This window comes from Bradyrhizobium sp. UFLA05-89 (assembly GCF_059803475.1).
Window position 1 is genome coordinate 17,149 of sequence record NZ_JBANBA010000048.1, and the last position, 24,886, is coordinate 42,034.

Consider the following 24,886-nt stretch of genomic DNA (forward strand, 5'->3'; position numbering starts at 1 on the left):
GGGGATGTAGCGGCGGCGGCCGCAAAGCGCAACCGCCGGAGCTTTGGATCGCCAGCTTTATCCTGAGCCCTCTGGACCCTAGTACAACCCGCCGGTGCCCGGCCGCATGAAGAAGCCGGAATCGGGCGGCGCCTGCTGCGGGCCGCGGCCGTCGGCGTCGGCAACGCCGATAACGGAGTAGTTATCCGGCGGCGCCGTGCCAGGCTTGAAGGCTTCCAGGATCGTGCCGCCGGTCTCGCCCGGCCCTGCGCGCATGCCGGTCTTGGCGACGACGCGGATCAGCTTGATACCGGCCGGAACCTTGAACGGAACTGCCGGCTTGTCGGCCAGCGCGAGCTTGAGAAAATCACGCGCGATCGGCGCCGCCAAATGGCCGCCTGTCGCAGCGTTGCCCTTACCGAGCGGGCGCGGCTTGTCGTAGCCCATATAGATGCCGACTGCGATGTCCGGCGAGTAGCCGACGAACCAGGCGTCCTTGGCCTCGTTGGTCGTGCCGGTCTTGCCGGCGATCGGCTTGCCGACTTCCTTGACGACTGTCGCGGTACCGGCCTGGACGACGCCTTCCATCAACTCGGTGATCTGGTAGGCCGTCATGGCGTCGAGCACCTGCTCGCGGCGGTCGACGAGCTGCGGCTCGGTCTGGTTCTTCCAGCCGCCCGGCGCGTCGCAGCCGCGGCATTCACGCTGGTCGTGCTTGAAAATGGTGTGGCCGTAGCGGTCCTGGATGCGGTCAATCAGGGTCGGTTTCACGCGGCGGCCGCCATTGGCGATCATCGAATAGGCCGTGACCATGCGCATCGCCGTCGTCTCGCCGGCACCGAGCGCAAAGGAGAGATAGTTCGGCAGTTCGTCATAGACGCCGAAGCGGCGCGCATATTCGCCGATCAGCGGCATGCCGATGTCCTGCGCAAGCCGCACCGTCACCGTGTTGAGCGACTGCCGCAACGCGTTACGCAGTGTCACCGGTCCCTGGTACTTGCCGTTGGAGAAGTTTTCCGGCCGCCAGACGCCGCCGCCCTGCCCCTGATCGATTTCGATCGGCGCGTCGACCACGACGGTCGACGGCGTATAGCCGTTGTCCAGCGCTGCCGAATAGACGATCGGTTTGAAGGACGAGCCCGGCTGCCGATAGGCCTGCGTGGCGCGGTTGAACTGGCTCTGGTCGAACGAGAAGCCGCCGACCATCGCGAGCACGCGGCCGGTCCAGGGGTCCATCACCACCATCGCGCCCGACACTTCGGGGATCTGGCGGAGCCGGTACTGGCCTTCGACGGGTTGCCCCTCCTTGGTGTAGAGCGGATCGGCATAGATCACGTCGCCCGGCTGGAGCACCTGGGATACCGCGGTCGGCGTCTTGCCCCTTGCGGCGCCCGAGGCCGCTCGCGCCCATCTCACGCCGTCGAGCGTGACGATGCCGGTCTCGCGCTGCTTGCTGACGGCACCGCCGAGCTCGCGCGCGGGCTGGAAGCCAAGACGCGCCGACTGGTCGCTGGTCTCCAGCACCACCGCCATGCGCCAGGGCGAGATGTCGGACAGCGACTTGATGTCAGCAAGCTTGACGCCCCAGTCGCCGGAAATGTCGAGCTTGCTGATCGCGCCGCGATAGCCCTGCTGCTCGTCATAGTTCACGAGGCCCGTGACCATGGTCTTACGGGCCATGACCTGGATCTTCGGATCGAGCGTCGTGCGCACCGAGAGGCCGCCCTCGTAGAGCTTCTTCTCGCCATAGCGCTCGAAGATGTCGCGGCGAACCTCCTCAGCGAAATATTCGCCGGCGAAGGTGTGGGCGCCGTTGGAGCGGTTGGTGACGACCAGCGGCTCCTTGCGCGCCTTCTCGGCGTCAGCCTGCTTGATCCAGCCGTTCTCCTGGAGGCGGTCGATCACGTAGTTGCGGCGTTCGATCGCGCGGTCGCGGTTGCGCACCGGATGCAGCGTCGCCGGCATCTTCGGCAACGCCGCGAGATAAGCCGCTTCAGAGATTGTCAGCTCGTTCACCGACTTGTCGAAATAGACGAGCGAGGCCGCGGCAATGCCGTACGCACCGAGGCCGAGATAGATTTCGTTCAGATAGAGCTCCAGGATCTTGTCCTTGGAGTAGGTCTTCTCGATCCGCATCGCCAGCAAGGCTTCCTTGATCTTGCGGGCGAAGGACACCTCATTGGTCAGGAGGAAGTTCTTGGCGACCTGCTGGGTGATCGTGGAGGCGCCTTGCGGACGACGGTTGGAGCCGTAGTTCTGCAAGTAGAGCAGTCCGGCGCGTGCCATGCCCGTGTAGTCGATGCCGCCATGCTCGTAGAAATTCTTGTCCTCGGCGGCGAGGAACGCGTTGATCACGAGTTTCGGCACCGCCTGGATCGGCAAATACAGCCGGCGCTCCTTGGCGTATTCGCCGAGCAGCGAACCGTCGACCGCGTGCACGCGGGTCATTACCGGCGGCTCATAATCCTGAAGCTGAGAGTAGTCCGGCAAATCCTTGGAGAAATGCCAGATCAGGCCTGCCATGGCCCCGACGCCCACCAGGAAGACCACGGTTCCCGCGGCGAACAGGAAGCCCATGAACCGTATCAGCAAGCGCATTATCTGTTTATCCGTTCAAACCTTGAACAACCAACGGCGCCGGCAAAGGGCGCCTTCCTTAAGCTGCGAATTCACCGGCGTACCAGATTACACCACTTAAGAGACTTCGCTGGGCCTGTAGCCCTATCACGCTTGCCGAGGGGGTTGTCGATTCCTGCCCCCCATCCGCAGATTTTATAAAGCGCCCGCTGTGGCCAAACTAGGGCTTTGCGGGTCAGCCAAAACTCCCTTTATATCAATTGGCGGGCCCGGCGGTCGCGAGCCGCTTGGCCAAAAAGGCATCTATCGCCTGGGCCATCGAGGTCACAGTCCGGGAGCGCCAGCTCTCCGAGACCAGATGCTCGAGGTCCCCTTTATTCGAGACGTAGCCAAGTTCGACCAGCACCGAGGGCACGTCGGGCGCCTTCAGCACCCGGAAGCCAGCCGATTTCAGGGGATGCTTGTGCATCCGCACCGTCGTCTTCATCTCGCCCATCAAGAGGCGGGCGAAGCGGTTTGAAAAGGTGCGGGTTTCCCGCTGGGCAAGGTCGATCAGGATGTCCGCGACCTCAGCGGGCTCGTCGGACAGGTTGACGCCACCGATGGCGTCGGCCTTGTTTTCGGCTTCCGCCAGCCGCTCGGCCTGGGCGTCGGAGGCCTTGTCCGACAGCGTGTAGATGGTGGCGCCCTGGGCGTCGCCTTCCGCACGCGGCAGTGCGTCGGCGTGGATCGAGACGAACAGCGCAGCATTGATGGAGCGGGCGACTTTGACGCGGTCGTTGAGCGGGATGAAGGTGTCGTCATCCCGGGTCATGACCACCCGGTACTTGCCGCTCTTCTCCAGTCGGTCGCGCAGTGCGAGCCCAAAGGCCAGCACCAGGTTCTTCTCGGCTTCGCCGCTCGACTGGGTGCCGTTGTCGATGCCGCCATGCCCGGGATCGATCACCACCACGGGACGCGAATCCGTCGGCGCCGCGGGTTTTTGTTGGGCCGGCTCTGGCGGCGCCATCGCCGCTGGCGCCGGGGGAGCATCAGACGTCGCCGGATGCAGAGCGGCCCGGCTTTCGGGCGCTACCGACTGCACGAAAGCAGCGCGATCGACCTCCTCCAGCTCCAGCACCAGTCGGGCCGGCTGGCCATTTGCGGCCTCGAGCACGTAGGAATTGGCGATCTTGGCAGGGCCTGCGAGGTCGAGCACGATTCGCGAGCCGCCCGGCATCACGAGGCCATAACGGAACGCCTTGACGAGCCCGCGCCCGGCCGCACCGGTGCCGGCAGGAAGCTGGAAATTGATCTGGGGAACATCGACCACCACCCGGTACGGATCCGCCAGGGTGAAGGCCCGGAACGTGATGGCCTGGTCGAGATCGAGAACAAGGCGGGTCTGCCTGGTGTCCCCGGCCAGACGCGCCGCTGAGACAACCGGGAAATTCGACGCCGAAACGGTAGCTTGCGGCTGGCTTTCCGCCGCCACGACGGGCCTGGAATCAGAGCACGGCAATGCTGCAGCGCACAACAGCGCACATCCCAGCAAAATCAGATGATTTGCGCGGCTCGCCACCGATTCCGTGCCTCCGAGCGGCTCTTCTAACGCAATAGAACCGCAGGGTTAATCCATCTCTAATGACGAAATGACCAAATCTCGCCGGGTGTGACCAACGCGCGACGCTCGCCTGACGCTCCCTTGCACCAAAGGCGCATTCCTCGTATGTACGGACTGCTGACGGCCAATATTTCCGGTTGCGTCGCTCTCAGCCTCCCGGTGCAGCGCCGGAACTCTCAAGGTTTGAGAATTCCAGCGTTTTCCCCCCTCCTTCACGGCCAGCGCGGCGCGCGGCAGCGAGGTTGGACGGGTCAAGGCTCCGGTGGCGCCGGTCCCAGGTTACCACCATTTCCAGGGACGGCTTTGACAGGCGGCGTAGCCCGTAACCCGGCTCCTTAATCCCAAGGACCGGCGGTGTTCCTAAGGGGGCGAGCGCTTTCGCGCCACACCCTGGCCAGCAGCAACTGATTAAGGGGCGGCGCGCTCGCCGTCCAATGTTTCATACGGGCCGACGCTTGATGCGCCAGACTGTGCCGACCAAAACTGAGAGACAATTCGCGACATTGCGGAGTGAAACTTCCGCGCGCCGTGTTGTCCTCTCGGCTTCCGGTTCGACGCGGCGCGAGCGCGGGTGTTTTGGCCTTCCCCTCACCCCCGAATCAGGTGGACCGTCGCATCACCCGGCAGCGCTCATCGCGCCCACGGTGAATCGCGCCCGCCGCCGCCAAGAGTTAAGACATGCCCAACAAGATGTTGATCGATGCCACCCACCCGGAAGAGACCCGGGTCGTCGTGGTCCGCGGCAATCGCGTCGAAGAGTTTGATTTCGAGACCGCGCAACGCAAGCAACTGCGCGGCAATATCTATCTCGCCAAGGTCACACGGGTCGAACCGTCCCTCCAGGCCGCCTTCGTCGAATATGGCGGCAACCGCCACGGCTTCCTTGCCTTCAGCGAAATCCATCCCGACTACTACCAGATCCCGGTTGCCGATCGGCAGGCGCTGATCGAGGCCGAGGAGCAGGCTCATCGCGAGGCCGAGGAGGAGAACGAGAACCGTTCCCACAACCGCCGCCGCTCGCGCCACCGCAATGCCCGTCGTCGCGGCCATGGCGAGCGCGTCCAGAGCGACATCGTCGAGGGCCTCGAGGCCGGCGCTGATCCCGCCGCCCAGCCGCTCGAGGTGCTGCCGGAGAACGCCGAGGGCGCAGCGCACGAGGGCGAGCATCTGCAAGCCGAAGCGGAGCATCACGACGCGTTCGAAACTCACGATGACCATGATCACGATCATGATGAACATGGGCACGAGGATCACGAACATGAACATGAACATGAACATGAACATGATCACCATCATCATGGTGATGGCGAGCACGATCATGGGCACGACCATCACGACCACGAAGACGAGGCGCCCGCGCCCGCTGCGGCAGTCGGAGCCGAACCCGTTGTCGCGCCCGAGGTAGCCGAGCCGCAGGAGGCCGCCGCGTCCGAAGCACCGGCGCCCGAGCTCCATGCCGAGGCGCTGGCCGATGCCATCACCGCCGCGATCGAACCCGTCGACGCCGTGTACGCCGCCGATGAAAGCGCAGAACTGCCGCATTCCGGGGCTGCCACCGAAGACGACGCCGAGGATGGCGAGGACGGTGAAGAGGCCGAAGAGGAAGTCGTCGAGTCCGTCGGCGGCGACGACGTGCTGGAGGAAGTGCCGGAGCGCACCTTCCGCCCGCGCCGCCAGTACAAGATCCAGGAAGTCATCAAGCGCCGCCAGGTGATGCTGGTGCAGGTCGTCAAGGAAGAGCGCGGCAACAAGGGCGCCGCGCTCACGACCTATCTGTCGCTCGCCGGCCGCTATGCCGTGTTGATGCCGAACACCGCGCGTGGCGGTGGCATCAGCCGCAAGATCACGAGCGCGCAGGATCGTTCTCGTCTCAAGGAGGTCGTGCAGGACCTCGACGTGCCCGAGGGCATGGGCATCATCCTGCGCACGGCTGGCGCCTCCCGCACCAAGCCGGAGATCAAGCGCGACTTCGAATACCTGATCCGGATGTGGGAGACGGTGCGCGACCTGACGCTGAAGTCGCAGGCGCCGACCCTCGTCTACGAGGAAGGCTCGCTGATCAAACGCTCGCTGCGCGACCTCTACAACAAGGAGATCGACGAGATCCAGGTTGCAGGCGAAGGCGGCTACCGCGAAGCGCGCGACTTCATGAAGATGCTGATGCCGGCCAATGTCAGCGCGGTGAGGCAGTATCGCGACGGCCAGCCGCTGTTCTCGCGCATGGGTGTCGAAAGTCAGCTCGACGCGATGTTCTCGCCAACCGTGCAGTTGCGCTCCGGCGGTTATGTCGTGATCAACCAGACCGAGGCGCTGGTTTCGATCGACGTCAACTCGGGCCGCTCAACGCGCGAACACCACATCGAGGACACCGCGCTCAAGACCAATCTGGAAGCGGCCGAAGAGGTTGCGCGCCAGCTCCGCCTGCGTGACCTCGCCGGCCTGATCGTCATCGACTTCATCGACATGGACGAGAAGCGCAACAACCGTGCGGTCGAGCGCAAGCTGTCCGATTGCCTCCGGCAGGACCGCGCGCGCATCCAGGTCGGCCGCATCTCGCATTTCGGCCTGTTGGAGATGTCGCGCCAGCGCATCCGCGCCAGCGTGCTCGAGAGCTCGACCGATCCCTGCCCGCATTGCGGCGGCACCGGTCACGTACGCTCGGTCTCCTCCGTCGCGCTCCAGCTCCTGCGCGGGCTGGAAGAGATTTTGATGAAGGGCGCGACCCACAATCTGGTGGTCCGCACCCGTACCGACGTGGCGCTCTATGTGCTGAACCACAAGCGCGGTCATCTGCGCGACCTGGAGAACAGCTTCAAGGTCACGCTGTCGATCATCGCCGACTCGTCCGTCAGCGGGCCGCAGGCCTATGTCATCGACCGCGGCGAGCAGGTGCATACGCTGGAAGCCGCCAAGGCGCTGCTCGCGGCACAGGCCGCGGCAAGCCCGCCGCAAGCGGTTGAGGAAGTCTACGACGACGAGGACGGTTTCGATCTCGAGACAGAATCCGAGGTCGAGACCGACGAGACCGAGGGTCTCACTGAGGAACAAGCCGCAGGCGACGCGGCGCCCGAGCAGGACGGCCAGCGCCGTCGGCGCCGTCGGCGTCGTCGCGGCCGTGGCGGCCAGCGCGAGGGCGAGCTTCGCGAGGACACCGCGCCCACCGTTCCCGAACCGGCCATGGCTGCAGGTGAGGCCGACGAGGAAGCCGACGGCGAGCAGGAAGGCGAAGAGATCGAGGAGCAGCTCGACCAGGCCCGCGGTGAGCAGGGTGGCAGCGACCGACGTCGCCGGCGTGGACGTCGCGGCGGTCGCCGCCGGCGTGGCGGTGGTGAGGACGGTCTCGCGGGGTCTATCAGCGACGAGCTGAGTGCCAATCCGCCGCCTGAGGCGACGGAGGCGGTTGCCGATTTCGACAGTTTCACGCCCGACGCGCCGCCGTCGATCACGCAGACTGAGGCAACCGTTCAACCATCGCCACCGCAGCCTGAGGAACCCGCCGAGGTGCAGGCTCCCGTCGAGCCGGCGGCCGCGGATGAAACTGCGTCCGACAGCGACAAGGCCGCGCGGCGTCGTTCGACCGTGCGTGAGAAGGTGAGCTTCTTCAGCAGCCAGCCCGAGCCCGCAGCCGAGCTCGCGCAAGCGCCCGCCGAGGTTACGCCCCCCGCTCCAGCAGCCGAACCTGCGCCAGAGGTGGCAGTCGAAACACCGGCGCCGCAGCCGCGTCGCGCCGGCTGGTGGTCTCGTCGCTTCGGCGGCGGCGAATAGGCCGAACGCTTAGGCAAACAAAAACGCCCGGCTTGGCCGGGCGTTTTTCGTTTGAAACGATGGCATCGCAGACCCTCATGGTGAGGAGCGCGTCTTCGCGCGTCTCGAACCATGAAGGCCCGGCTCTCGTCCGCGGCCATCCTTCGAGACGCCTGCTTCGCAGGCTCCTCAGGATAAGGGGAGAGTGTTTATCACCCAGTAGAAGTTAAAGTGGCGGCAGCTCGTCGTCGTCGAGCGACTGCACGTCGCGGGATGCGATCTGGCGGAGCTGGTCGTAAAGGTCAGGAGCTTCGCTGGTGCAGAGACAGACGCCCTTGGCAGCCAGTGCATCGCCGGCGTTGAGGTAGGCGTGGCCCATCGTGCTGTCGAGATAAATACCGTCGCCCTCGCCCAAGATCTCCGGCGCATAGAACTCGGTGTGGACGGCCACGCGGCCGCTTGTCACCAGAAAGTACTCCTCGCCGGCATGGCGCAGCAGCGGTCCGAACTCCTCCAGCGAGCGCGCGCGAACCTCGGCCAGGATCGGCACCATGCGTTTGCCGATCAGGTCGGTGCATTGATAGGTGTAGGTGTAGAATTTCGTCGTGATCACCTGCCCCTGCCCGGCCCTGCTGAGGCTGCGCCGGGCGGTGACCGGCCGGTCCTGCCCGGGACGCACGGGGGACGCCGGGTTGAACAGCTCGGCGATTTCCATCTTCAGGCCTGAGGTGAGCTGCACCAGCTTGTCGTAGGTCAGCGACATCAGGCCGTTCTCGACCTTGGACAGGGTCGAGAGCGCCATACCGGTCCGCTCCGCTACCTGCTTGAGCGTCAGGCCGCGCGCCTGGCGGGCGGCCTTGAGGCATTGGCCGAGCTGGGAATTGGCACCGTCGGGCGTCGTGATCTCGCTCATGCAGCAATCCTAGCACGGCAGAAGAAAAATTGTTGGCCGATCCGCCTAAAGTTTTTGGCTCAGTTTACGTCGAAGAGATCCATTTGGACGCTCAAAGGGCAGCTTTGCCGGCATTTGCTCACGAAACGACCGGTTCTGGCGAAAATTGGTGCGCCGGCTCCGCTTTCCGATATGCTAAATCGTTTTCACAATTTGAAAGGGATTGGCATTGTCCGGACTTTGCGATTCCAGTGCCGTCGAGCTGCACCGCCTGCTGGCCGCACGGGCGATCTCGCCCGTCGAGCTGCTCGACGCCTGCCTGACGCGCATCACCACCACCAATCCCGCCGTGAACGCCGTCGTGACGCTGGATGAGCCCGGCGCACGCGCCGCCGCCAAGGAAGCCGAGGCCGCCATCCTGCGCGGCGAGGATCGTGGCGCCCTGCACGGCCTGCCGGTCCTCATCAAGGATACCCAGGACACCGCCGGGCTACGCACGACCTATGGCAGCCCTTTGTTGCGCGATCACGTTCCAGCCGCAGACCAGGCTTCCGTTGCGCGGCTGCGCGCGGCCGGGGCGATCATCTTCGGCAAGACCAACACGCCGGAATGGGCGGCGGGCGGCAACACCCGCAATCCCGTGTTCGGCGCGACCGGCAATCCCTTCGATCCCCTGCGATCGGCAGCCGGCTCCTCCGGCGGCTCGGCGGTGGCGCTCGCCTGCGGCATGGCCCCGCTCGCCTCGGGCTCCGACACCGGCGGCTCCTTGCGCAATCCGGCGGGCTTTGCCGGCATCGTCGGCATGCGTCCCTCCTACGGTCTCGTGGCGAGCGAAAAGCGCGCCTTCGGCTGGTCGAACCTGCCGACCGACGGGCCGATGGCGTGCAACGTCGCCGACACCGCTCTGATGCTGTCGGTGATGGCGAGCGACGACCCCCGTGATCCGCTTGCCTACACCCTGCCCGGCGAACCCTTGCGCGGACGCGCCGAGCGTTGGACCGGCCCGCGCCCTGCCGAACTCGGCAAGCTGCGCGTCGCCTTCACCGAAGACTTTGGCTTCGCGCCGACCGAGCAGGCGATCCGCCGCGTGTTCCGCCATCGGGTAAGCAAGCTTGCGCCGCTGTTCGCCGATTGCCGCGAGGCGACGCCGGATTGCTCGGGCGCTGACGACGCCTTCGCCGTGCTGCGCGCAGGCCTTTTCCTCGCGATGCACGGCAAGAACTACAAGGAGCGTCCCGAGATGCTCGGGCCGAACGTGCGCGCCAATGTCCAGGAAGGCCTGAGCTACACGCTTGAAGACTACGCGCGCGCGGCGACCACGCAGACGCGGATCTATCGCGCCTATCAGAGCTTCTTCGAAACTTGCGACGTGCTGATCAGCCCGACCATCACGCTGAGCCCGCGGCCCTGGTCGGAGCTCTATCCGGCAGAGATCGACGGCGAGCCGACCAAATCCTATTTCCACTGGCTCGCGCTCGCCTATGCCGTGACGCTTCCAGGCCATCCCGCGCTCAGCCTGCCGCTTGGCGTCGATGAAGCAGGCCTGCCCTTCGGCCTTCAGATCGTGGGCCCACGCGGCGGCGATGCCATCGTGCTCTCGGTCGCCGCGAGCATCGAGGCCGCGTTTGCGAGCGTCCCGCAGCTCTGCCGGCCGATCCCCGATCTGGCACGGCTCGCCGCGGCGCCGCCGCTCTCGGCCGCGCCCGGCTTCCTCACCTGGGAATGACCCCACAGCAGAGTTAGCAGCGCCACCGGATCGCCGGCGAAACGGAGATGAGCATGACGGAATTGTCGCAGCGGAAAACCGGGGTCGTCGCGTTCGTCCTGCTCTATATCGCCTACTGCATCTCCTACATCGACCGCGCGGCGATCTCGCTGGCGCTGGCGCAGATCGGCAAGGATTTCAATCTCCAGGCGGCCGATCTCGGCATCGTCATCAGCGCGTTCTTTCTCGGCTATGCCCTCATGCAGGTGCCGGGCGGATGGCTCTCCGACCGCTTCGGCTCGAAATATGTGGTGATCGTCACGATCGTGATGTGGTCGCTGTTCACCGCCTTCACGAGCCTTGCCTGGTCGCTGACGTCGCTGATCGCGATCCGCTTCATCTTCGGCATCGCCGAGGGCGGCTTTCCGCCGGCAAGCATCCGCGCCATCGCCGAACTGTTCAAGAAGGACAGCCGGCCAAAAATGTCGGCGCTGCTGCTGTCGTCGAACTATGCGGGCAGCATGATCGCGCCGCTGATCATGGCGCCGCTGATCCTCTGGCTCGGCTGGCGCCACGCCTTCAACACGATCGGCATCGCCGGCCTCGTGTTCGCGCTGGTCTATTTCCTCTACGTCCCGCATTTGGGACGCCTGGGCGCGGCCCAGGCGAGCACGGCGACGACGGCGAAGCCCGCGGACCGCGCGCCGATGCGCGAGCTGATGAAGAACCCGCTGATCTGGCAGTTGATGGTGGTGTGGTTCGGCCTCAGCTGCGTCAACAAGGGCCTTGATTCCTGGATGCCGCTCTATTTGCTCCAGCAGCGCGGGCTCGATCTCAAGACCGTCGGCATCGTGGCGCCGATCCCGTTCGTGATGGCGACGATCGCGACCGCGATCGGCGGCTGGGTGATGACGAGGTTCTTCGCCGAGCGCGAAAAATGGCTCCTGATCGGCAGCTCCGCGTTGACCGGCATCTTCCTCTACGCCATGTACAAGGCGGAAACGATCGCAATGCTGATCACCTACCAGTCGCTGGTCTATTTCTTCAAATCCTTCGTGCTGGCCTCGGTGGTTGCACTTCCGACAAAGCTGCTTCGCGACGACCAGATCGGATCGGGCGTCGGCATGGTCAATCTCGGCGGCCAGAGCGCAGGCTTCGTAGCGCCCGCGGCGATTGGCTTCATCGTGACCGGAACCGGATCCTTCGATGCGGCCTTCGGCTTCCTGGTGGCGATGACCGCGATGTCGGTCATCGTCGCCGCGACCATCAACACGGCGCAGCCAAGGCTCGCGCCGCGCCTGGCTTAAAGGGAAACGTGCCGATGCAAAGTGCAATCGTCCTTGGCGGCGGCATGATAGGCGTCAGCGCGGCGCTGCATCTGCAGCGGCGCGGCTGGTCGGTCATGCTCGTCGATCGCAGGGAGCCGGGCCGCGAGACCAGTTACGGCAATGCCGGAATGATCCAGGCCGAGGCTGTGCGCCCTTATCCGATGCCGCGCGACTTTGCGACGCTGTTGAAGATCGCGACCGGCCGCACCAACGACGTCCGCTATAGCCTCGCGTCCCTGCACCGCCACGTCGAGCCTTTGCTCCGCTATTGGTGGCACTCGGCGCCGAAGCGGCATCGCGAGGCGATCGAGGCGTGGGCACGCCTGATCGCCTATGCAACGTCCGAGCACGATATCCTCATCCGCGAGGCTCACGCCGACAACCTCATCCGCCGCGCCGGCTACCGGCTGCTGCATCGCGATCCCGCCGCGTTCGAGCTCGCGATCAAGACCGCGGAGGAAAACCAGCGCGACTTCGGCGTGAAGTTTCGTGTCCTGAGCGGTAGCGAGCTCGCGAAGGCTGAACCGATCCTGCGCGATGATCTTCCGGGTGCCATCCATTGGCTGGAGCCGTGGTCCGTTTCGGATCCCGGCGCTTTGGTCGCCTCCTATGCCGAGCTGTTTCAGCGCCTCGGGGGCCATATCCTTCTCGGCGATGCGCAGACCTTGCACCAGACATCCTCCGGCTGGTCGGTGCAAACCGACAACGGACCGATCGATGCGGCCAATGTCGTCGTCACGCTCGGACCGTGGTCACCCGATCTGCTGCAAAAATTCGGATACCGCATACCGCTGGTGCGCAAGCGCGGCTACCATATGCACTATAGCGGCGGCGCTTCGCTCGATCTGCCACTGGTCGATACGGCGAGAGGCTATGCCATGGGACCGATGGCCAGGGGCATCCGCATTACCACTGGCGCCGAGCTGACCGGGCCGGATGCGCCGGCAACGCCGGTGCAGCTCGCCAGTGCGGAGGCCTCCGCCCGAGAGCTGCTCGATCTCGGCGGCCGCGTCGAACCCGAGCCGTGGTACGGCACGCGGCCCTGCACGCCCGACATGTTGCCGGTGCTTGGGCCCGCACCGCGCCATCGCGGTCTCTGGATGAATTTCGGCCACGGCCACCAGGGCTTTACGCTCGGTCCCGCGACCGGACGCCTGCTCGCGGAGATGATGAGCGGCGAGACGCCGTCGATCGATCCCGCGCCATACCGGCCGGAGCGTTTCTAGCCAGCGCGTTTTGCGGCGAGGACCGCCAGCGCGGCCGACATCCGCATCAGCGGATCGTTCCATTCACGCGGCCTGCGCTGCCGGAACAGCCGCATGGTCGGATACCATGGGCTGTCCTCGCGGTCGCGCAGCCAGCGCCAGTCGAGCGCGTAGGGCAGCAGCATCCAGACCGGGCGGCCGAGCGCGCCGGCAAGATGTGCAACCGAGGTGTCCACGGCGATCACGAGATCGAGCGCTGCGACAGCCGCTGCGGTATCGGAAAAATCGCCAAGCGCTGGCGCAAGATCGATGATGTCAGTGCCAAGCGCCGCCAGCACCGGGACATCGGCCTCGCGCGGCTCCTTCTGAAGACTGTAGAGCTGCACGCCTGGCGTAATCAGGCGCGGCAGAACCTCTTGTGCCGACAGAGAGCGCTGCGCGTCGCCTTTGTGCCTGGGATTGCCGGCCCAGACCACGCCGACCTTCAACGCGCTCACGCCTTGCAGCGCAGCGCGCCATCGCGACAGTCGTGCGGGATCCGGATGCAGATAGGGCACGTCCGCCGGAATCGTGTCGAGCATCGTGCCGAACACGCGAGGCAAGCTCATCAGCGGCAGTTGCACGTCGAATCGCGGCAGCGGCTCGCCGCGCGCGATCACAGTGACGTCAGCCATCGTCCGCAGCAGTGAAGCGAGCGCCGGCTGGACCTGGAGGATGACGGAGCCGCCCTGTGCGGCCACCATCGGCAGATAGCGCACGAACTGCAGGGCGTCGCCGAGCCCGTATTCAGCGAACAGCAGAAGCCGGCGGCCGCCAAGCGGCTCGCCCTGCCATTCCGGCTCGCTGAAGGTCGGATCGCCGTCGGACAGGGTCTTGCACCTGCGCCGCCATTGATAGGCTTCAAAGCCGCTGGCGAAGTCACCGTTCATCAGCAGAAAATGCGCGTGATTATATTGCGCGAGCGGCTGCTCCGGATCGAGCGCGATGGCCTGGCGGGAGGCGGCAAGCGCCCCGTCTATCTCGCCGGCATTGCGCAGCGCCACCGCGAGATTCGCATGGCCTTTTGCGTAGGCGGGATCGGCGGCGACGGCGCGGCGATGCGCGGCGACGGCTGCTTCCACCCGACCCTGCTTCTCGAAGATGATCCCGAGATTGGTGTGAGCGGGCGCATGATCAGCCTTCACTGCCAGCGCCCGCTCGCAAGCTGCGATGGCCTCATCGAAAAGTCCGAGCTCGCACAGGCAGGCGCCGGAATTGCTGATGATCACGTGATCGGCCGGATCGCGCGCGATGATCCGCTGGTAGGTCGCGGACGCCTGATGCAGATGACCGGCCTCGTGCAGGACGAGACCGAGCAACCGCATCGCCTCAAGATTGTCCGGATCAAGCAGAGTCGAGCGGCGACAATGCACGATCGCCTCCTCGAGCTCGCCCTTGCGGTAGAGCGCAGCGCCGAGATTGCAAAGCAGGCCCGGATCCTCAGGGCCCGCTTCGAGGGCACGACGATAGGCCATCACGGCCTCGTCGAGCCTCTTCTGATCAGCAAGCACATTGCCGAGATTGAGCCAGACGCCACGATGCGCTGGATCCCTTGCGATGACCTCGCGATAGGCCTCCTCGGCCTCGGCGAGCCGTCCCTGCCCCGCCAGCGCCACGGCCCGATTGAAATGCGCACGGGTCAAATGCGGATCGATCGCGATGGCGCGCCGATAGGCGGCGTCCGCCTCCTCAAAGCGCGACAGCTCCGCCAGCGCCACGCCGAGCTTGTTGCATAGGCCTGCATCGCCCGGTCGCCGCAGAAGCGCGCGCTGAAACGCCGCCACCGCCCCGTCCCGCTCACCCTTTACGGCAAGCGCATCGCCCAGCGTGACGAGGGCCGGCGCGTGGTCGGGATCGAGGCCGAACACACGGCTCAGCAGGCTCGCCCCGTCGCTCGCGCGATCGGTCACGAAAGCGACCACGGCGGACAGATGCAGCGCCGGCACATGGTCGGGATGCGCCTTCAGGACTTCGCCGCACAACAAGCCTGCCTGATCCGGCCGCCCCGCCTCGTAATGCTCCACCGCCTGCAACAGAATCCGATCGACCGCCGCCTCGCCCACGATGCCACCCCGCCCTTCACCCCGAAATCGCGATGAGGGTTCAACGGGCGAGCGCGCAAATTCCGTCACTCGGTGCGTTTGGCGGGAGCCTGCCCATCGTCGATAAGGCGCCCAAACAGCAAGGGCTGATCGAGGATCTCGACCAGCCCTGCTATTTCAAAACGTAGCGGCGCGATGCGCCTTGCGTTGAGTTTGCAAATCAGTCCGTCGTGAGCGCCGTCTCCATGTCGGTCGGATCGATCTGCTGGCTCAGCCTGGCGTTGAGCTTGTCACGATCGAGCTCGCCCTCCCACCAGGCGACGATCACGCAGGCGACGCCGTTGCCGCAGAGATTGGTCAGGGCGCGACATTCGCTCATGAACTTGTCGATGCCGAGCACGATCGCCATGCCCGGCACGAGTCGCGGATCGACCACGGCGAGCGTCGCGGCGAGCGTGATGAAGCCGGCGCCGGTGATGCCGGAGGCGCCCTTCGAGGTCAGCATCGCCACCACGAGGATGGTGATCTGCTGGCCCAAGGTGAGATCGACACCGAGCGCCTGCGCGATGAACAGCGTCGCCAGCGTCATGTAGATATTGGTGCCGTCGAGGTTGAACGAGTAACCCGTGGGCACCACGAGGCCGACCACGGATTTCGAGCAGCCGAGCCGTTCCAGCTTCTCCATCAAGGACGGCAGCGCGCTTTCCGAGGACGAGGTGCCGAGCACGATCAGCAGCTCGTCCTTGATGTAGGCGAGGAACTTGAAGATCGAGAACCCCGCAAAGCGCGCGATCGTGCCGAGCACGATGAACACGAACAGTGCAGCGGTGACGTAGAAGGTCGCGATCAGCCCGACCAGGTTGAGGATCGCACCGGTGCCGAACTTGCCGATGGTATAGGCCATCGCGCCGAATGCGCCGATTGGTGCTGCGCGCATCACGATCGAGATGACACCGAACACGGCATGGGCGGCATCGTCGATGAAGGAGCGGATTACGTGGCCGCGCTCGCCGAGCCCCATGATGGCGAAGCCGAACAGCACCGAGAACAGCAGCACCTGGAGGATCTCGCCTTGCGCGAAAGCGCCGACCACGGTGTCAGGGATGATGTGGAGGATGAAGTCGACGCTCTTCTGTCCCTCGGCCTGCTTGGCGTAGTTGGCAACCGCCTGTGCGTTCGCCGCCGCGCTGCCGAATCCCGCACCCGGACGAACCAGATTGCCGACGACGAGCCCGATCAGGAGCGCGAAAGTCGAGACGATCTCGAAATAGACCAGCGCCTTGACGCCGATGCGGCCGACCTTCTTGGCGTCCTGGATGTGGGCGATGCCTGAGACGACCGTACAGAAGATGATCGGGGCGATCACCATCTTGATCAGCTTGATGAAGCCGTCGCCCATCGCCTTGATCCAGTCGTTGGTCGCGACCGAAGGCCACAGCCAGCCGACGATGGCGCCCAGGAAGATGGCGATCAGCACCTGGATATAGAGAACCTTGTACCACGGCTTGGCGGCGGCCTTCGCCGCCGGCGCGCCCGCAGTCATCGTTGTCGTCGTCATTGCTCCCTCCCCTTAACTCTCTTGGTTCTAGCCAAGATCAATTTGAAGGGCCGAGTCAAATGGAACTGCTCGGCCGCTGGCTGCCTATTGGCGGCGATCGACGATCCGGCGTGCAGCCGGCATCAAGGTCGCCCCGAGTGCATTCTTGATCAGCGACGCCGCGATGAACGGCACGATGCCGACCTGCCAGGCCTTGGCGGTGCCAAGCCCGAGGCCGAAAGCAAGCCAGGCGAAGCCCATCGCCAAAATGACGATGTGGCCGATCGCCATGGCCGCGAACAGCCAGGCCATGCTTCGATCCCAGCCCCGCTCGGCGAGAAAGCCCGTGACGAAGGCCACAGCGACGAAGCCGAACAGATATCCGGCCGTGGGGCCGACGAGCGGAGCAAGGCCGCCGACCGGGCCTGCGAACACCGGCACGCCCATCGCGCCTTCCGCGAGGTACGCGATCATGGTTGCGCTACCGAGGCGCCAGCCATAGCCGACGCCAATCATCAGCACGACCAGCGTCTGCAGCGTCATGGGCACATATGGCAGCGGCAGGTTGACCTTGGCTGACAGCGCCATCAAAGCCGTTCCAAGCGCAACCAGCACGATCGCGCGCAGCGCGCCCGCGGCCTCGCCGCTTTGGACCGGCCAGACGATGGCGGCGAGGGGAAAATGCGGTGCGGCGGCAGGCGATCTGTCAGACACGTTGAACTCCGGAAGGCTCGTAAAAAACTGGCGGGCTATTTAAGCCAGTGAGCGATCCGGTCAACTGCTTGGCGCATCTCCTCCGCCGATCTCGCGTAGGAAAAGCGGATGAAGGAGCGGCCGTGCACGGGATCGAAATCGATACCGGGCGTGGCCGCGACATGGGCCTGCTCCAGCATCTGCTGGGCGAACTCAAAGCTGTCGGAGGTGAAATCCGACACGTCGGCGTAGAGGTAGAATGCGCCATCGGCGGGCAGGAACTTGGTCAGGCCGGCCTTGGGCAGACCCTCGATCAGGATGCGGCGGTTTTCCTGATAACCGTGCTTGATCTCCTCCATCTCGGCAGCGCCGTCGAAGGCTGCTTCGGCCGCGATCTGCGACAGCGACGGCACCGAGATCGACAGGTTCTGCTGGAGCCGCTCGACCGGCCGCACCAGGACGTCCGGCACGACCATCCAGCCGACCCGCCAGCCGGTCATACAAAAATATTTCGAGAACGAATTGATGATGAGTGCATGGTCCGACAGCGCTGCCGCGGTAACGGCGGGGAATGCGTAGTCGAGGCCGTGATAGATCTCGTCCGAGATGAAGCGGATGCCGGCGCCCTCGGCGGCCGTGATCAGGCTGGACAGCGCCTCCCTGGACGTCATGGTCCCGGTGGGATTGGCAGGACTTGCGACCAGCACGCCCTTGAGCGGCGCCTTGCGATGGGCGGCCAGCAGCGCCTCGCCTGTCAGGGCGTGACGGGTCTGGCTGGTGGTCTCGATCGGCACCGGCTCGCAGCCGAGCGCGGTCAGGATATGACGGTATGGCGGATAGCCGGGCACCGTCACCGCGACGCGGTCACCTGGCTCGAACAGGGCAAGGAAGGCCAGGATGAAGCCGCCGGAGGACCCAGTGGTGACGACGATCCGCTCGGGGCTCACCGCACAGCCATAGGCGTCGCGATAATGGCGCGCGATGCGCTCGCGCAACGAGGGGATGCCGAGCGCGGAGGTATAATCGATTCGCGCAGTATCCAGCGCCCTGTGGGCGGCCGCGATCGCGGTCTTCGGGGCCGGCGCGGCAGGCTGGCCGACCTCCATGTGGATGACGTGGCCGCCCGCCGCCTCTATACGCGCGGCCGCGGCCATCACGTCCATCACCATGAAGGGGGGAACGTCACTGCGGCGGGATGGTCTCAGCCAGGGCTCCAGCCGGTTCCTCAATATCGCATCGGCCATCAATATCTGCTATTTCGCTTCCGGTCCGGAACCCCCGGGGGCCGGGAACGGGGCGCCGGCGCCCCAGACTGGCCGCATTGTGCGGCTCATTAGGGCATATCCCGTATCCGGTCCGACGCCAATCACCAAGACCAATCACAAGACTGCATTTCAAGACCGATCGATGTTGCCCCAGCTCGCTTTGCGCAAGAAAGCCTCCGCTCTCACCGCCATCGTGACCGCCGCGGCCATGGCGCTGGCGCCGCTCCCGGCGATCAAGGCGCAGGAGAGTCCCAGAGGCCCGCCGGTGCTGCGCGACACCGAGACCGAGCAATTGCTGCGCGAATATACCAGACCCATCCTGCGCGCCGCGGGTCTGGAGAAGCAGAACATCCAGATGGTGATCCTCAACGACGCATCGTTCAACGCGTTCGTCGCTGATGGCCGCCGCATCTTCGTCAATTATGGCGCGATCATGCAGTCGGAAACGCCGAACCAGCTGATCGGCGTGCTCGCGCACGAGACCGGGCATCTGGCCGGCGGACATCTCGCCAAGCTGCGCGAGCAGCTCGCCAACGCCCAGACTCAGATGATCATCGCCATGCTGCTCGGCGCTGGCGCCATGGTCGCGGGCGCCCGCAGCGGCAACGCGAACAATGGTCTCGCCAACGCCGGTGCGGCCGCAGTCGCCGGACCGCAGGAGATGATCCGCCGCTCGCTGTTGTCCTATCAGCGCCAGCAGGAGGAGAACGCCGACCGCGCCGGCGTGAAGTTCCTGACCGCGACCCAGCAGTCGCCAAAGGGCATGTACGAGACCTTCAAGCGCTTCACCAGCGAGAGCCTGTTCGCCGCGCGCGGCGCCGATCCCTATTTGCAGTCGCATCCGATGCCGGCCGAGCGCGTCGAGGCGCTCGCCCAGTTCGCCCGCGCCAGCCCCTATTGGGACAAGAAGGACGACCCGGCGCTCCAGGCGCGCCATGACATGGTGCGCGCCAAGGTCTCCGCCTTCATGGAGCGGCCCGAGACCGTCTATCGCCGCTATCCGCTGTCCAACGACAGCCTGCCCGCACGCTATGCCCGCGCCATCAGCACCTATCTGCACGGCGACCTGCGCAGCGCGCTGGCCCAGATCGACGCGCTGATCCAGGCGCAGCCGACCAACCCGTATTTCTACGAGGTGCGCGGCCAGGCACTGCTCGAGAGTGGCAAGCCGGCGGAAGCGATCCCTGCCCTGCACAAGGCGGTGCAGCTCTCCGGCAACGCCCCGCTCATCGAGATGTTACTTGGGCAGGCTCTGGTCGGAACTGATAATAAGTCCTACACGGACGAAGCGATCCGGATTCTCCGTGCCGCGGTGGCGCGGGAGCCGGAGGCGCCGATCGGCTACACGCAGCTCGCCATGGCCTATGGTCGCAAGGGGGACTATGCGGAGGCCGATCTGGCATCGGCGCAGGCAGCTTACCTGCGCGGCGACAACAAGACCGCACGCGAGCTTGCGACGCGCGCAAAAACCCGTTTCGCCATCGGCACGCCCGGTTGGGTCAAGGCCGATGACATCGTGGCGTCAAAACCGCCACGCAACAATTAGAGCATGATCCGGAAAAGTGTGGAGCGTTTTTCCGAAAAGATCATGCTCAAACAATAACCTGAAGCGCGATGACGATTCATCCCAATCTCATCGCGCTTTAAACGATTAGAACGACACCGACACCACGACGTCACGGCGCGGCCAGGTTAGATCGGCCGGGATGTCTTCCGAAACCTGCTTTCGACCAGAGGATATGCCAATGCCTTCGCTGCGCCTGATCGTCCCCGCGCTGTTTGCCCTCGCCGTGCTCGGCGGAGCCGCGCCCGCCGCGGCCGACAGCTTCACCGACGCCCAGCGCTCCGACATCGAGGCGATCATCAAGAACTATCTCGTCAGCCATCCCGAGGTGCTCGAGGATGCGATGGCCGAGCTGAGCAAGCGCCAGGCAGCCGCCGAAGCGCAGAAGCACGAAGCCAGCATCGCGCAGAATGCGGATGCGATCTTCAACTCGCCGCGCCAGGTCGTGCTCGGCAACAAGGACGGCGACGTCACTTTCGTCGAGTTCTTCGACTACAATTGCGGCTACTGCAAGCGCGCGATGACCGACATGCTCGACCTCATGAAGGCCGATCCCAAGCTGAAGGTCGTGCTCAAGGAGTTTCCGGTGCTGAGCCAGGGCTCGGTCGAGGCGGCGCAGGTTGCGGTTGCCGTCCGCATGCAGGATCCCACCGGCAAGAAGTATCTCGACTTCCACCAGAAGCTGCTCGGCGGCCGCGGCCAGGCCGACAAGGCGCACGCGCTTGCCGCCGCCAAGGAAGCCGGTCTCGACGTCGCGAAGATCGAGAAGGACATGGCCAATCCGGAAGTGCGCGCTACGATCGAGGAGAACTTCAAACTCGCCGAAGCGATGGGCATGAACGGCACGCCGAGCTACGTGATCGGCAAGCAGATCGTGGTCGGCGCCATCGGCCTCGATGGCCTGAAGGAAAAGATCGGCGTCGCTCGCTGCGGCAAGGCGACCTGCTAGTTCCCGGTTTCGATTATCCGAACACCACAAAGGGCCGGCTTTTGCCGGCCTTTTTTGTTGTCAGGATCTTGGCGCGACCATTCATCTCGCATTCAACAAACAAAAGCCGCGGAACCACTGAAGTTTCGGAACATCTCATTTCTCCTTTCGTTGTCGGCGCGGGCAATGACGCACAAAACACGTGAGGAGAGGTTCAATGACTAATCGCTTTATGATCTCGGTTGCCGCGCTGGCACTCGTCGCGGGTACTGGTCTCGCGAATGCGCAGGGAACCGGGACCAAGGAGTCCGGCGGCTCCCAGCAGATGCAACAGAACGCGCAACCTTCCACCGGCGCGGCTGAACATGGCGGTGCCATGAGCAGGGAAAAGGGCACCGTGGGACAGGCCGGCGGATCTATGAAGTCCGGCGCTGAAGAAAGGTCCTCGGGGGCGATGAAGGACGAGAAGTCCGGTGCCATGCACAGGGATTCCACGGGCAAGGAAAAAGGCACCGTTGGACAGGCCGGCGGATCCATGAAGTCCGGCGCCGAGGAGAAGTCCTCGGGTACGATGAGAGACGAGAAGTCCTCTGGCACGATGCACAAGAATCCGACGGCTGAGGAGAAGTCGGGTGCAACGAAGGGCCAGCGCACAGATGAACGCGCTCAGGGTCAGCAGGACAGGTCGAAGGGCATGAGCTCGGAGACCCAAACCAAGTCCGGCACGGCCACAGGCGAGAACCGCCAGGGCACGTCGACCCAGACACAGACCACCGGCCAGGCCGGCGCGGGCGCCAAGCTCTCGACCGAGCAACGCACGCAGATCACATCCGTGATCCACGAGGAGCACGTGGCTCCCGTCAGCAACGTCAACTTCTCGGTTTCGGTCGGCACGCGGATCCCGCGTGAGGGCATCGAGCTGCACGTGCTGCCGTCACGGGTGGCGACGATCTATCCGGAGTGGCGGAGCTACAGGTACATCGTGGTCCGCGAAGAGATCGTGATCATCGATCCCGCCACCTATGAGATCATCGCGGTTCTCAACGCCTGACGGCCGACAAACCGGCACCCCCGAGGGCGGGCAGCGATGCCCGCCCTTTTTGCGGTCGGCCGGCAGCCATGATTTGGGCTGGTTAACAAGCAATTTCCGTAGCTTCCACACAGCTTTTTGCAGGCTGGATGAGCTATCTGAAGCCGTGCGGGAGGTCGTTGAAGGCTTCCCTCAGGCCCCTTTGTTACCTATAACCCCCGCCACCTCCGCCAAAGCACCTGACGGGATTTGAATGGCTGAACCTGCGACCGACACGATCCTCGTCCTCAACGGGCCGAACCTCAACATGCTGGGGACGCGCGAACCGGAGAAATACGGGCACGCGACGCTGGCCGACGTCGAGACGCTCTGCCGGGAGACCGCAGCGAAGTTCGGTCTCAAGGCCGACTGCCGGCAGTCCAACCGCGAAGGCGAATTGATCGACTTCATCCACGAGGCGCACGCCCGCAAGATGAAGGGTATCATCATCAACGCCGGCGGCTATTCGCACACCTCGATCGCGCTGCACGATGCGCTGCTCGCGGTGCAGATCCCGACGGTCGAGGTGCACGTCACCAACATCCACGCCCGCGAGAGTTTCCGTCACCATTCCTACACCGCCCGCGCCGCCTTCGCTTCGCTGTGCGGCTTCGGCATCGAGGGCTACCGTCTCGCGATCCAGGGCCTTGCCGCCAAGCTCGGCATCCAGCCCAAAGCCTGACGCCCCTTTTCAAACAGAGGTTCGGAATCAAGATCATGGCGCGCCAGCCAGACGATAAAGCAGCTGCAAAGTTTTCCAGCGAGGACTCCGCGCTCATCCGCGAGCTCGCGACCCTGCTCGACGAGACGAGCCTCACCGAGATCGAGATCGAGCGTGCAGGACTTCGTCTGCGCGTCGCGCGCAACGTCAGCGTCGCCGCGGCCCTGCCGACATCGGTCATCGCGGCTCCCGTCGCGGCACTTGGAGCGGCGACTGCGGCCACAGCGCCAGCAGATCTCTCGAAACATCCCGGCGCCGTCACCTCGCCGATGGTCGGCACCGCCTATTGGGCGCCGGAGCCGGGCGCAAAGCCTTTCATCGAGGTCGGCTCCAAGGTTTCGGTCGGTCAGACGCTCCTCATCATCGAAGCGATGAAGACCATGAACCAAATCCCCTCGCCGCGCGCCGGAACCGTGACGCAGATTCTGGTCGAGGACAGCCAGCCGGTCGAGTTCGGCGAACCGCTTGTGATTATTGAGTAGGCGAACGGGGAGTAGCGAATAGCGAATGGCATTGGCCTTCCCTATTCGCCATTCGCCACTCGCTATTCGCGGCAGGACACCATGTTCGACAAGATCCTCATAGCCAATCGCGGCGAGATCGCCCTTCGTATCCTGCGGGCTTGCAAGGAGCTCGGGATCGCGACCGTCGCCGTGCACTCCACCGCCGATGCGGACGCGATGCACGTCCGCCTCTCCGACGAGAGCGTATGCATCGGGCCGCCGCAGTCGAAGGACAGCTATCTCAACGTTCCCGCGCTGCTCGCGGCCTGCGAGATCACCGGCGCCGATGCGGTGCATCCGGGCTACGGCTTCCTGTCGGAGAATGCGCGCTTTGCGGAAATCCTCTCCGAGCACAATCTGCACTTCATCGGCCCGAAGGCGGAGCACATCCGCCTGATGGGCGACAAGATCGAGGCCAAGAAGACCGCCAAGCGGCTCGGCATCCCCGTGGTGCCCGGCTCCGACGGTGCCGTCGGTCCCAACGACAACGCGACGGCGATCGCGAAGGAGATCGGCTTCCCCGTGCTGGTGAAGGCTGCCGCCGGCGGCGGCGGCCGCGGCATGAAGGTCGCGCATAGCGAGGCAGAGCTTGCGCTGGCGCTATCGACGGCCGCCAACGAGGCGAAATCCGCCTTCGGCGACGCGTCAGTCTATCTGGAAAAATACCTGCAGAAGCCGCGCCACATCGAAATCCAGATCCTTGGCGACGGCCGCGGTGGCGCGATCCACCTTGGCGAACGCGACTGCTCGCTGCAACGCCGTCATCAGAAGGTCTGGGAGGAAGGCCCCTCGCCCGTTCTCTCCGCAGCCGCCCGCGCCAAGATCGGTGAAACCTGTGCCAAGGCCATGCGCGAGATGAAATATCTCGGCGTCGGCACCATCGAGTTCCTCTATGAGGACGGCGAGTTCTACTTCATCGAGATGAACACCCGCATCCAGGTCGAACATCCCGTCACCGAAAGCATCACCGACATCGACCTCGTGCTGGAGCAGATCCGCATTGCCGCCGGCGGCGACCTGCCGGCGAAGCAGGAAGAGATCCAGATCATCGGGCACGCGATCGAGTGCCGCATCAATGCGGAGAACCCGCAGACCTTTCGGCCCTCGCCCGGCCGGATCCTGCAGTACCATCCGCCTGGCGGTCTGGGCGTGCGGATCGATTCCGCGGTCTATCAGGGCTACACGATCCCGCCCTATTACGATTCCCTCGTCGGCAAACTGATCGTGCACGGCAAGACCCGCACCGAATGCCTGATGCGGCTGCGCCGGGCGCTGGACGAGATGGTGGTTGACGGCATCGAGACGACGCTGCCCCTGTTCCGCGCGCTGGTGCGCGAAGACGCGATCATCGACGGCGACTATCATATCCACTGGTTGGAACAGTACCTGGCCGGCCAGTCCGGCAACTAGCGGCGACCATCCTTCCCTCGCCATGGAACCGGACGCCGCTTGCAGCGTTATCGGCGGGTTTTCTGCACGGGGGAGTGGAAAT

At 64.9% G+C, this 24,886-nt stretch carries 18 protein-coding genes; 10 read left to right on the forward strand and 8 right to left on the reverse strand.

Annotated elements, in window-relative coordinates:
- Positions 1-78 precede the first annotated feature (78 nt).
- From SO139_RS23910 to SO139_RS23920, 3 genes are all read right to left on the reverse strand, one after another.
- Positions 79-2,577 carry a penicillin-binding protein 1A gene (locus SO139_RS23910; protein WP_498540679.1) on the reverse strand — a complete coding sequence of 833 codons (2,499 nt, stop codon included), beginning with the start codon at positions 2,575-2,577 and terminating at the stop codon, positions 79-81.
- A 235-nt stretch (positions 2,578-2,812) separates the two neighbouring features.
- The gene (locus SO139_RS23915; protein ID WP_449382937.1) at positions 2,813-4,117 is read right to left on the reverse strand and encodes an N-acetylmuramoyl-L-alanine amidase; all 1,305 of its coding nucleotides are present in this window, start codon (positions 4,115-4,117) and stop codon (positions 2,813-2,815) included.
- Between the two features lie 672 nt (positions 4,118-4,789).
- Positions 4,790-5,701, reverse strand: coding sequence for a hypothetical protein (locus tag SO139_RS23920; protein ID WP_449382936.1), 912 nt, complete (start codon positions 5,699-5,701; stop codon positions 4,790-4,792).
- Here SO139_RS23920 and SO139_RS23925 point away from each other — a divergent pair.
- Positions 5,666-7,924, forward strand: coding sequence for an Rne/Rng family ribonuclease (locus tag SO139_RS23925; protein ID WP_449382935.1), 2,259 nt, complete (start codon positions 5,666-5,668; stop codon positions 7,922-7,924). The two genes, SO139_RS23920 and SO139_RS23925, sit on opposite strands and share 36 nt — an antisense overlap.
- A 205-nt stretch (positions 7,925-8,129) precedes the next feature.
- Here SO139_RS23925 and SO139_RS23930 read toward each other — a convergent pair whose 3' ends face one another.
- Positions 8,130-8,816 carry a helix-turn-helix domain-containing protein gene (locus SO139_RS23930; RefSeq protein WP_449382934.1) on the reverse strand — a complete coding sequence of 229 codons (687 nt, stop codon included), beginning with the start codon at positions 8,814-8,816 and terminating at the stop codon, positions 8,130-8,132.
- A 208-nt stretch (positions 8,817-9,024) separates the two neighbouring features.
- On the opposite strand from SO139_RS23930, the gene SO139_RS23935 reads away from it, so the two are divergent.
- Genes SO139_RS23935 through SO139_RS23945 form a run of 3 tightly spaced genes read left to right on the forward strand, consistent with a single transcriptional unit; the run spans position 9,025 to position 13,054 of the window.
- Positions 9,025-10,521: an amidase gene (locus tag SO139_RS23935; protein WP_449382933.1), complete on the forward strand. Its 1,497-nt coding sequence runs from the start codon at positions 9,025-9,027 to the stop codon at positions 10,519-10,521.
- Between the two features lie 53 nt (positions 10,522-10,574).
- Positions 10,575-11,807 (forward strand): MFS transporter, encoded by a 1,233-nt coding sequence (locus SO139_RS23940; RefSeq protein ID WP_449382932.1) that lies wholly within the window; start codon positions 10,575-10,577, stop codon positions 11,805-11,807.
- Positions 11,808-11,821: 14 nt separating this feature from the next.
- Positions 11,822-13,054 carry an NAD(P)/FAD-dependent oxidoreductase gene (locus tag SO139_RS23945; RefSeq protein ID WP_449382931.1) on the forward strand — a complete coding sequence of 411 codons (1,233 nt, stop codon included), beginning with the start codon at positions 11,822-11,824 and terminating at the stop codon, positions 13,052-13,054.
- On the opposite strand, the gene SO139_RS23950 is transcribed toward SO139_RS23945, so the two are convergent.
- From SO139_RS23950 to SO139_RS23965, 4 genes are all read right to left on the reverse strand, one after another.
- Positions 13,051-15,135: a tetratricopeptide repeat-containing glycosyltransferase family protein gene (locus SO139_RS23950; protein ID WP_474797317.1), complete on the reverse strand. Its 2,085-nt coding sequence runs from the start codon at positions 15,133-15,135 to the stop codon at positions 13,051-13,053. The genes SO139_RS23945 and SO139_RS23950 overlap by 4 nt on opposite strands.
- A 199-nt stretch (positions 15,136-15,334) precedes the next feature.
- Entirely contained in the window at positions 15,335-16,672 is a 1,338-nt protein-coding gene (locus tag SO139_RS23955) for a dicarboxylate/amino acid:cation symporter (RefSeq protein ID WP_449382930.1), read from the reverse strand.
- Positions 16,673-16,756: 84 nt separating this feature from the next.
- Positions 16,757-17,317, reverse strand: coding sequence for a biotin transporter BioY (locus SO139_RS23960; RefSeq protein ID WP_449382939.1), 561 nt, complete (start codon positions 17,315-17,317; stop codon positions 16,757-16,759).
- A gap of 83 nt (positions 17,318-17,400) precedes the next feature.
- Positions 17,401-18,588 (reverse strand): pyridoxal phosphate-dependent aminotransferase, encoded by a 1,188-nt coding sequence (locus SO139_RS23965; RefSeq protein WP_498540680.1) that lies wholly within the window; start codon positions 18,586-18,588, stop codon positions 17,401-17,403.
- A 163-nt stretch (positions 18,589-18,751) separates the two neighbouring features.
- Here SO139_RS23965 and SO139_RS23970 point away from each other — a divergent pair, with 163 nt between their 5' ends.
- From SO139_RS23970 to accC, 6 genes are all read left to right on the forward strand, one after another.
- Complete coding sequence (locus SO139_RS23970) at positions 18,752-20,155, forward strand: M48 family metalloprotease (protein ID WP_498540681.1); 1,404 nt, start codon at positions 18,752-18,754, stop codon at positions 20,153-20,155.
- A gap of 199 nt (positions 20,156-20,354) precedes the next feature.
- A complete protein-coding gene (locus tag SO139_RS23975; protein WP_449382927.1) occupies positions 20,355-21,122 on the forward strand; it encodes a DsbA family protein in 768 nt (255 codons plus the stop codon).
- Positions 21,123-21,318: 196 nt separating this feature from the next.
- Positions 21,319-22,152 carry a DUF1236 domain-containing protein gene (locus SO139_RS23980; protein ID WP_449382926.1) on the forward strand — a complete coding sequence of 278 codons (834 nt, stop codon included), beginning with the start codon at positions 21,319-21,321 and terminating at the stop codon, positions 22,150-22,152.
- A 232-nt stretch (positions 22,153-22,384) separates the two neighbouring features.
- A complete protein-coding gene (gene aroQ / locus SO139_RS23985; RefSeq protein WP_449382925.1) occupies positions 22,385-22,852 on the forward strand; it encodes a type II 3-dehydroquinate dehydratase in 468 nt (155 codons plus the stop codon).
- A 35-nt stretch (positions 22,853-22,887) separates the two neighbouring features.
- Positions 22,888-23,373, forward strand: a complete 486-nt coding sequence (gene accB, locus SO139_RS23990) for an acetyl-CoA carboxylase biotin carboxyl carrier protein (protein WP_449382924.1) — start codon at positions 22,888-22,890, stop codon at positions 23,371-23,373.
- Between the two features lie 81 nt (positions 23,374-23,454).
- Positions 23,455-24,804, forward strand: a complete 1,350-nt coding sequence (gene accC, locus SO139_RS23995) for an acetyl-CoA carboxylase biotin carboxylase subunit (protein ID WP_449382923.1) — start codon at positions 23,455-23,457, stop codon at positions 24,802-24,804.
- Positions 24,805-24,886 lie beyond the last annotated feature (82 nt).

What these genes read in the sequence shown, in the direction of transcription:
- SO139_RS23910 (WP_498540679.1), bottom strand. Translation starts at nt 2,577, where the DNA reads ATGCGCTTGCTGATACGGTTCATGGGCTTCCTGTTCGCCGCGGGAACC.
- SO139_RS23920 (WP_449382936.1), bottom strand. Translation starts at nt 5,701, where the DNA reads ATGCGGCAGTTCTGCGCTTTCATCGGCGGCGTACACGGCGTCGACGGG.
- SO139_RS23930 (WP_449382934.1), bottom strand. Translation starts at nt 8,816, where the DNA reads ATGAGCGAGATCACGACGCCCGACGGTGCCAATTCCCAGCTCGGCCAA.
- SO139_RS23940 (WP_449382932.1), top strand. Translation starts at nt 10,575, where the DNA reads ATGACGGAATTGTCGCAGCGGAAAACCGGGGTCGTCGCGTTCGTCCTG.
- SO139_RS23945 (WP_449382931.1), top strand. Translation starts at nt 11,822, where the DNA reads ATGCAAAGTGCAATCGTCCTTGGCGGCGGCATGATAGGCGTCAGCGCG.
- SO139_RS23955 (WP_449382930.1), bottom strand. Translation starts at nt 16,672, where the DNA reads ATGACGACGACAACGATGACTGCGGGCGCGCCGGCGGCGAAGGCCGCC.
- SO139_RS23965 (WP_498540680.1), bottom strand. Translation starts at nt 18,588, where the DNA reads ATGGCCGATGCGATATTGAGGAACCGGCTGGAGCCCTGGCTGAGACCA.
- SO139_RS23970 (WP_498540681.1), top strand. Translation starts at nt 18,752, where the DNA reads ATGTTGCCCCAGCTCGCTTTGCGCAAGAAAGCCTCCGCTCTCACCGCC.
- SO139_RS23975 (WP_449382927.1), top strand. Translation starts at nt 20,355, where the DNA reads ATGCCTTCGCTGCGCCTGATCGTCCCCGCGCTGTTTGCCCTCGCCGTG.
- SO139_RS23980 (WP_449382926.1), top strand. Translation starts at nt 21,319, where the DNA reads ATGACTAATCGCTTTATGATCTCGGTTGCCGCGCTGGCACTCGTCGCG.
- aroQ (WP_449382925.1), top strand. Translation starts at nt 22,385, where the DNA reads ATGGCTGAACCTGCGACCGACACGATCCTCGTCCTCAACGGGCCGAAC.
- accB (WP_449382924.1), top strand. Translation starts at nt 22,888, where the DNA reads ATGGCGCGCCAGCCAGACGATAAAGCAGCTGCAAAGTTTTCCAGCGAG.
- accC (WP_449382923.1), top strand. Translation starts at nt 23,455, where the DNA reads ATGTTCGACAAGATCCTCATAGCCAATCGCGGCGAGATCGCCCTTCGT.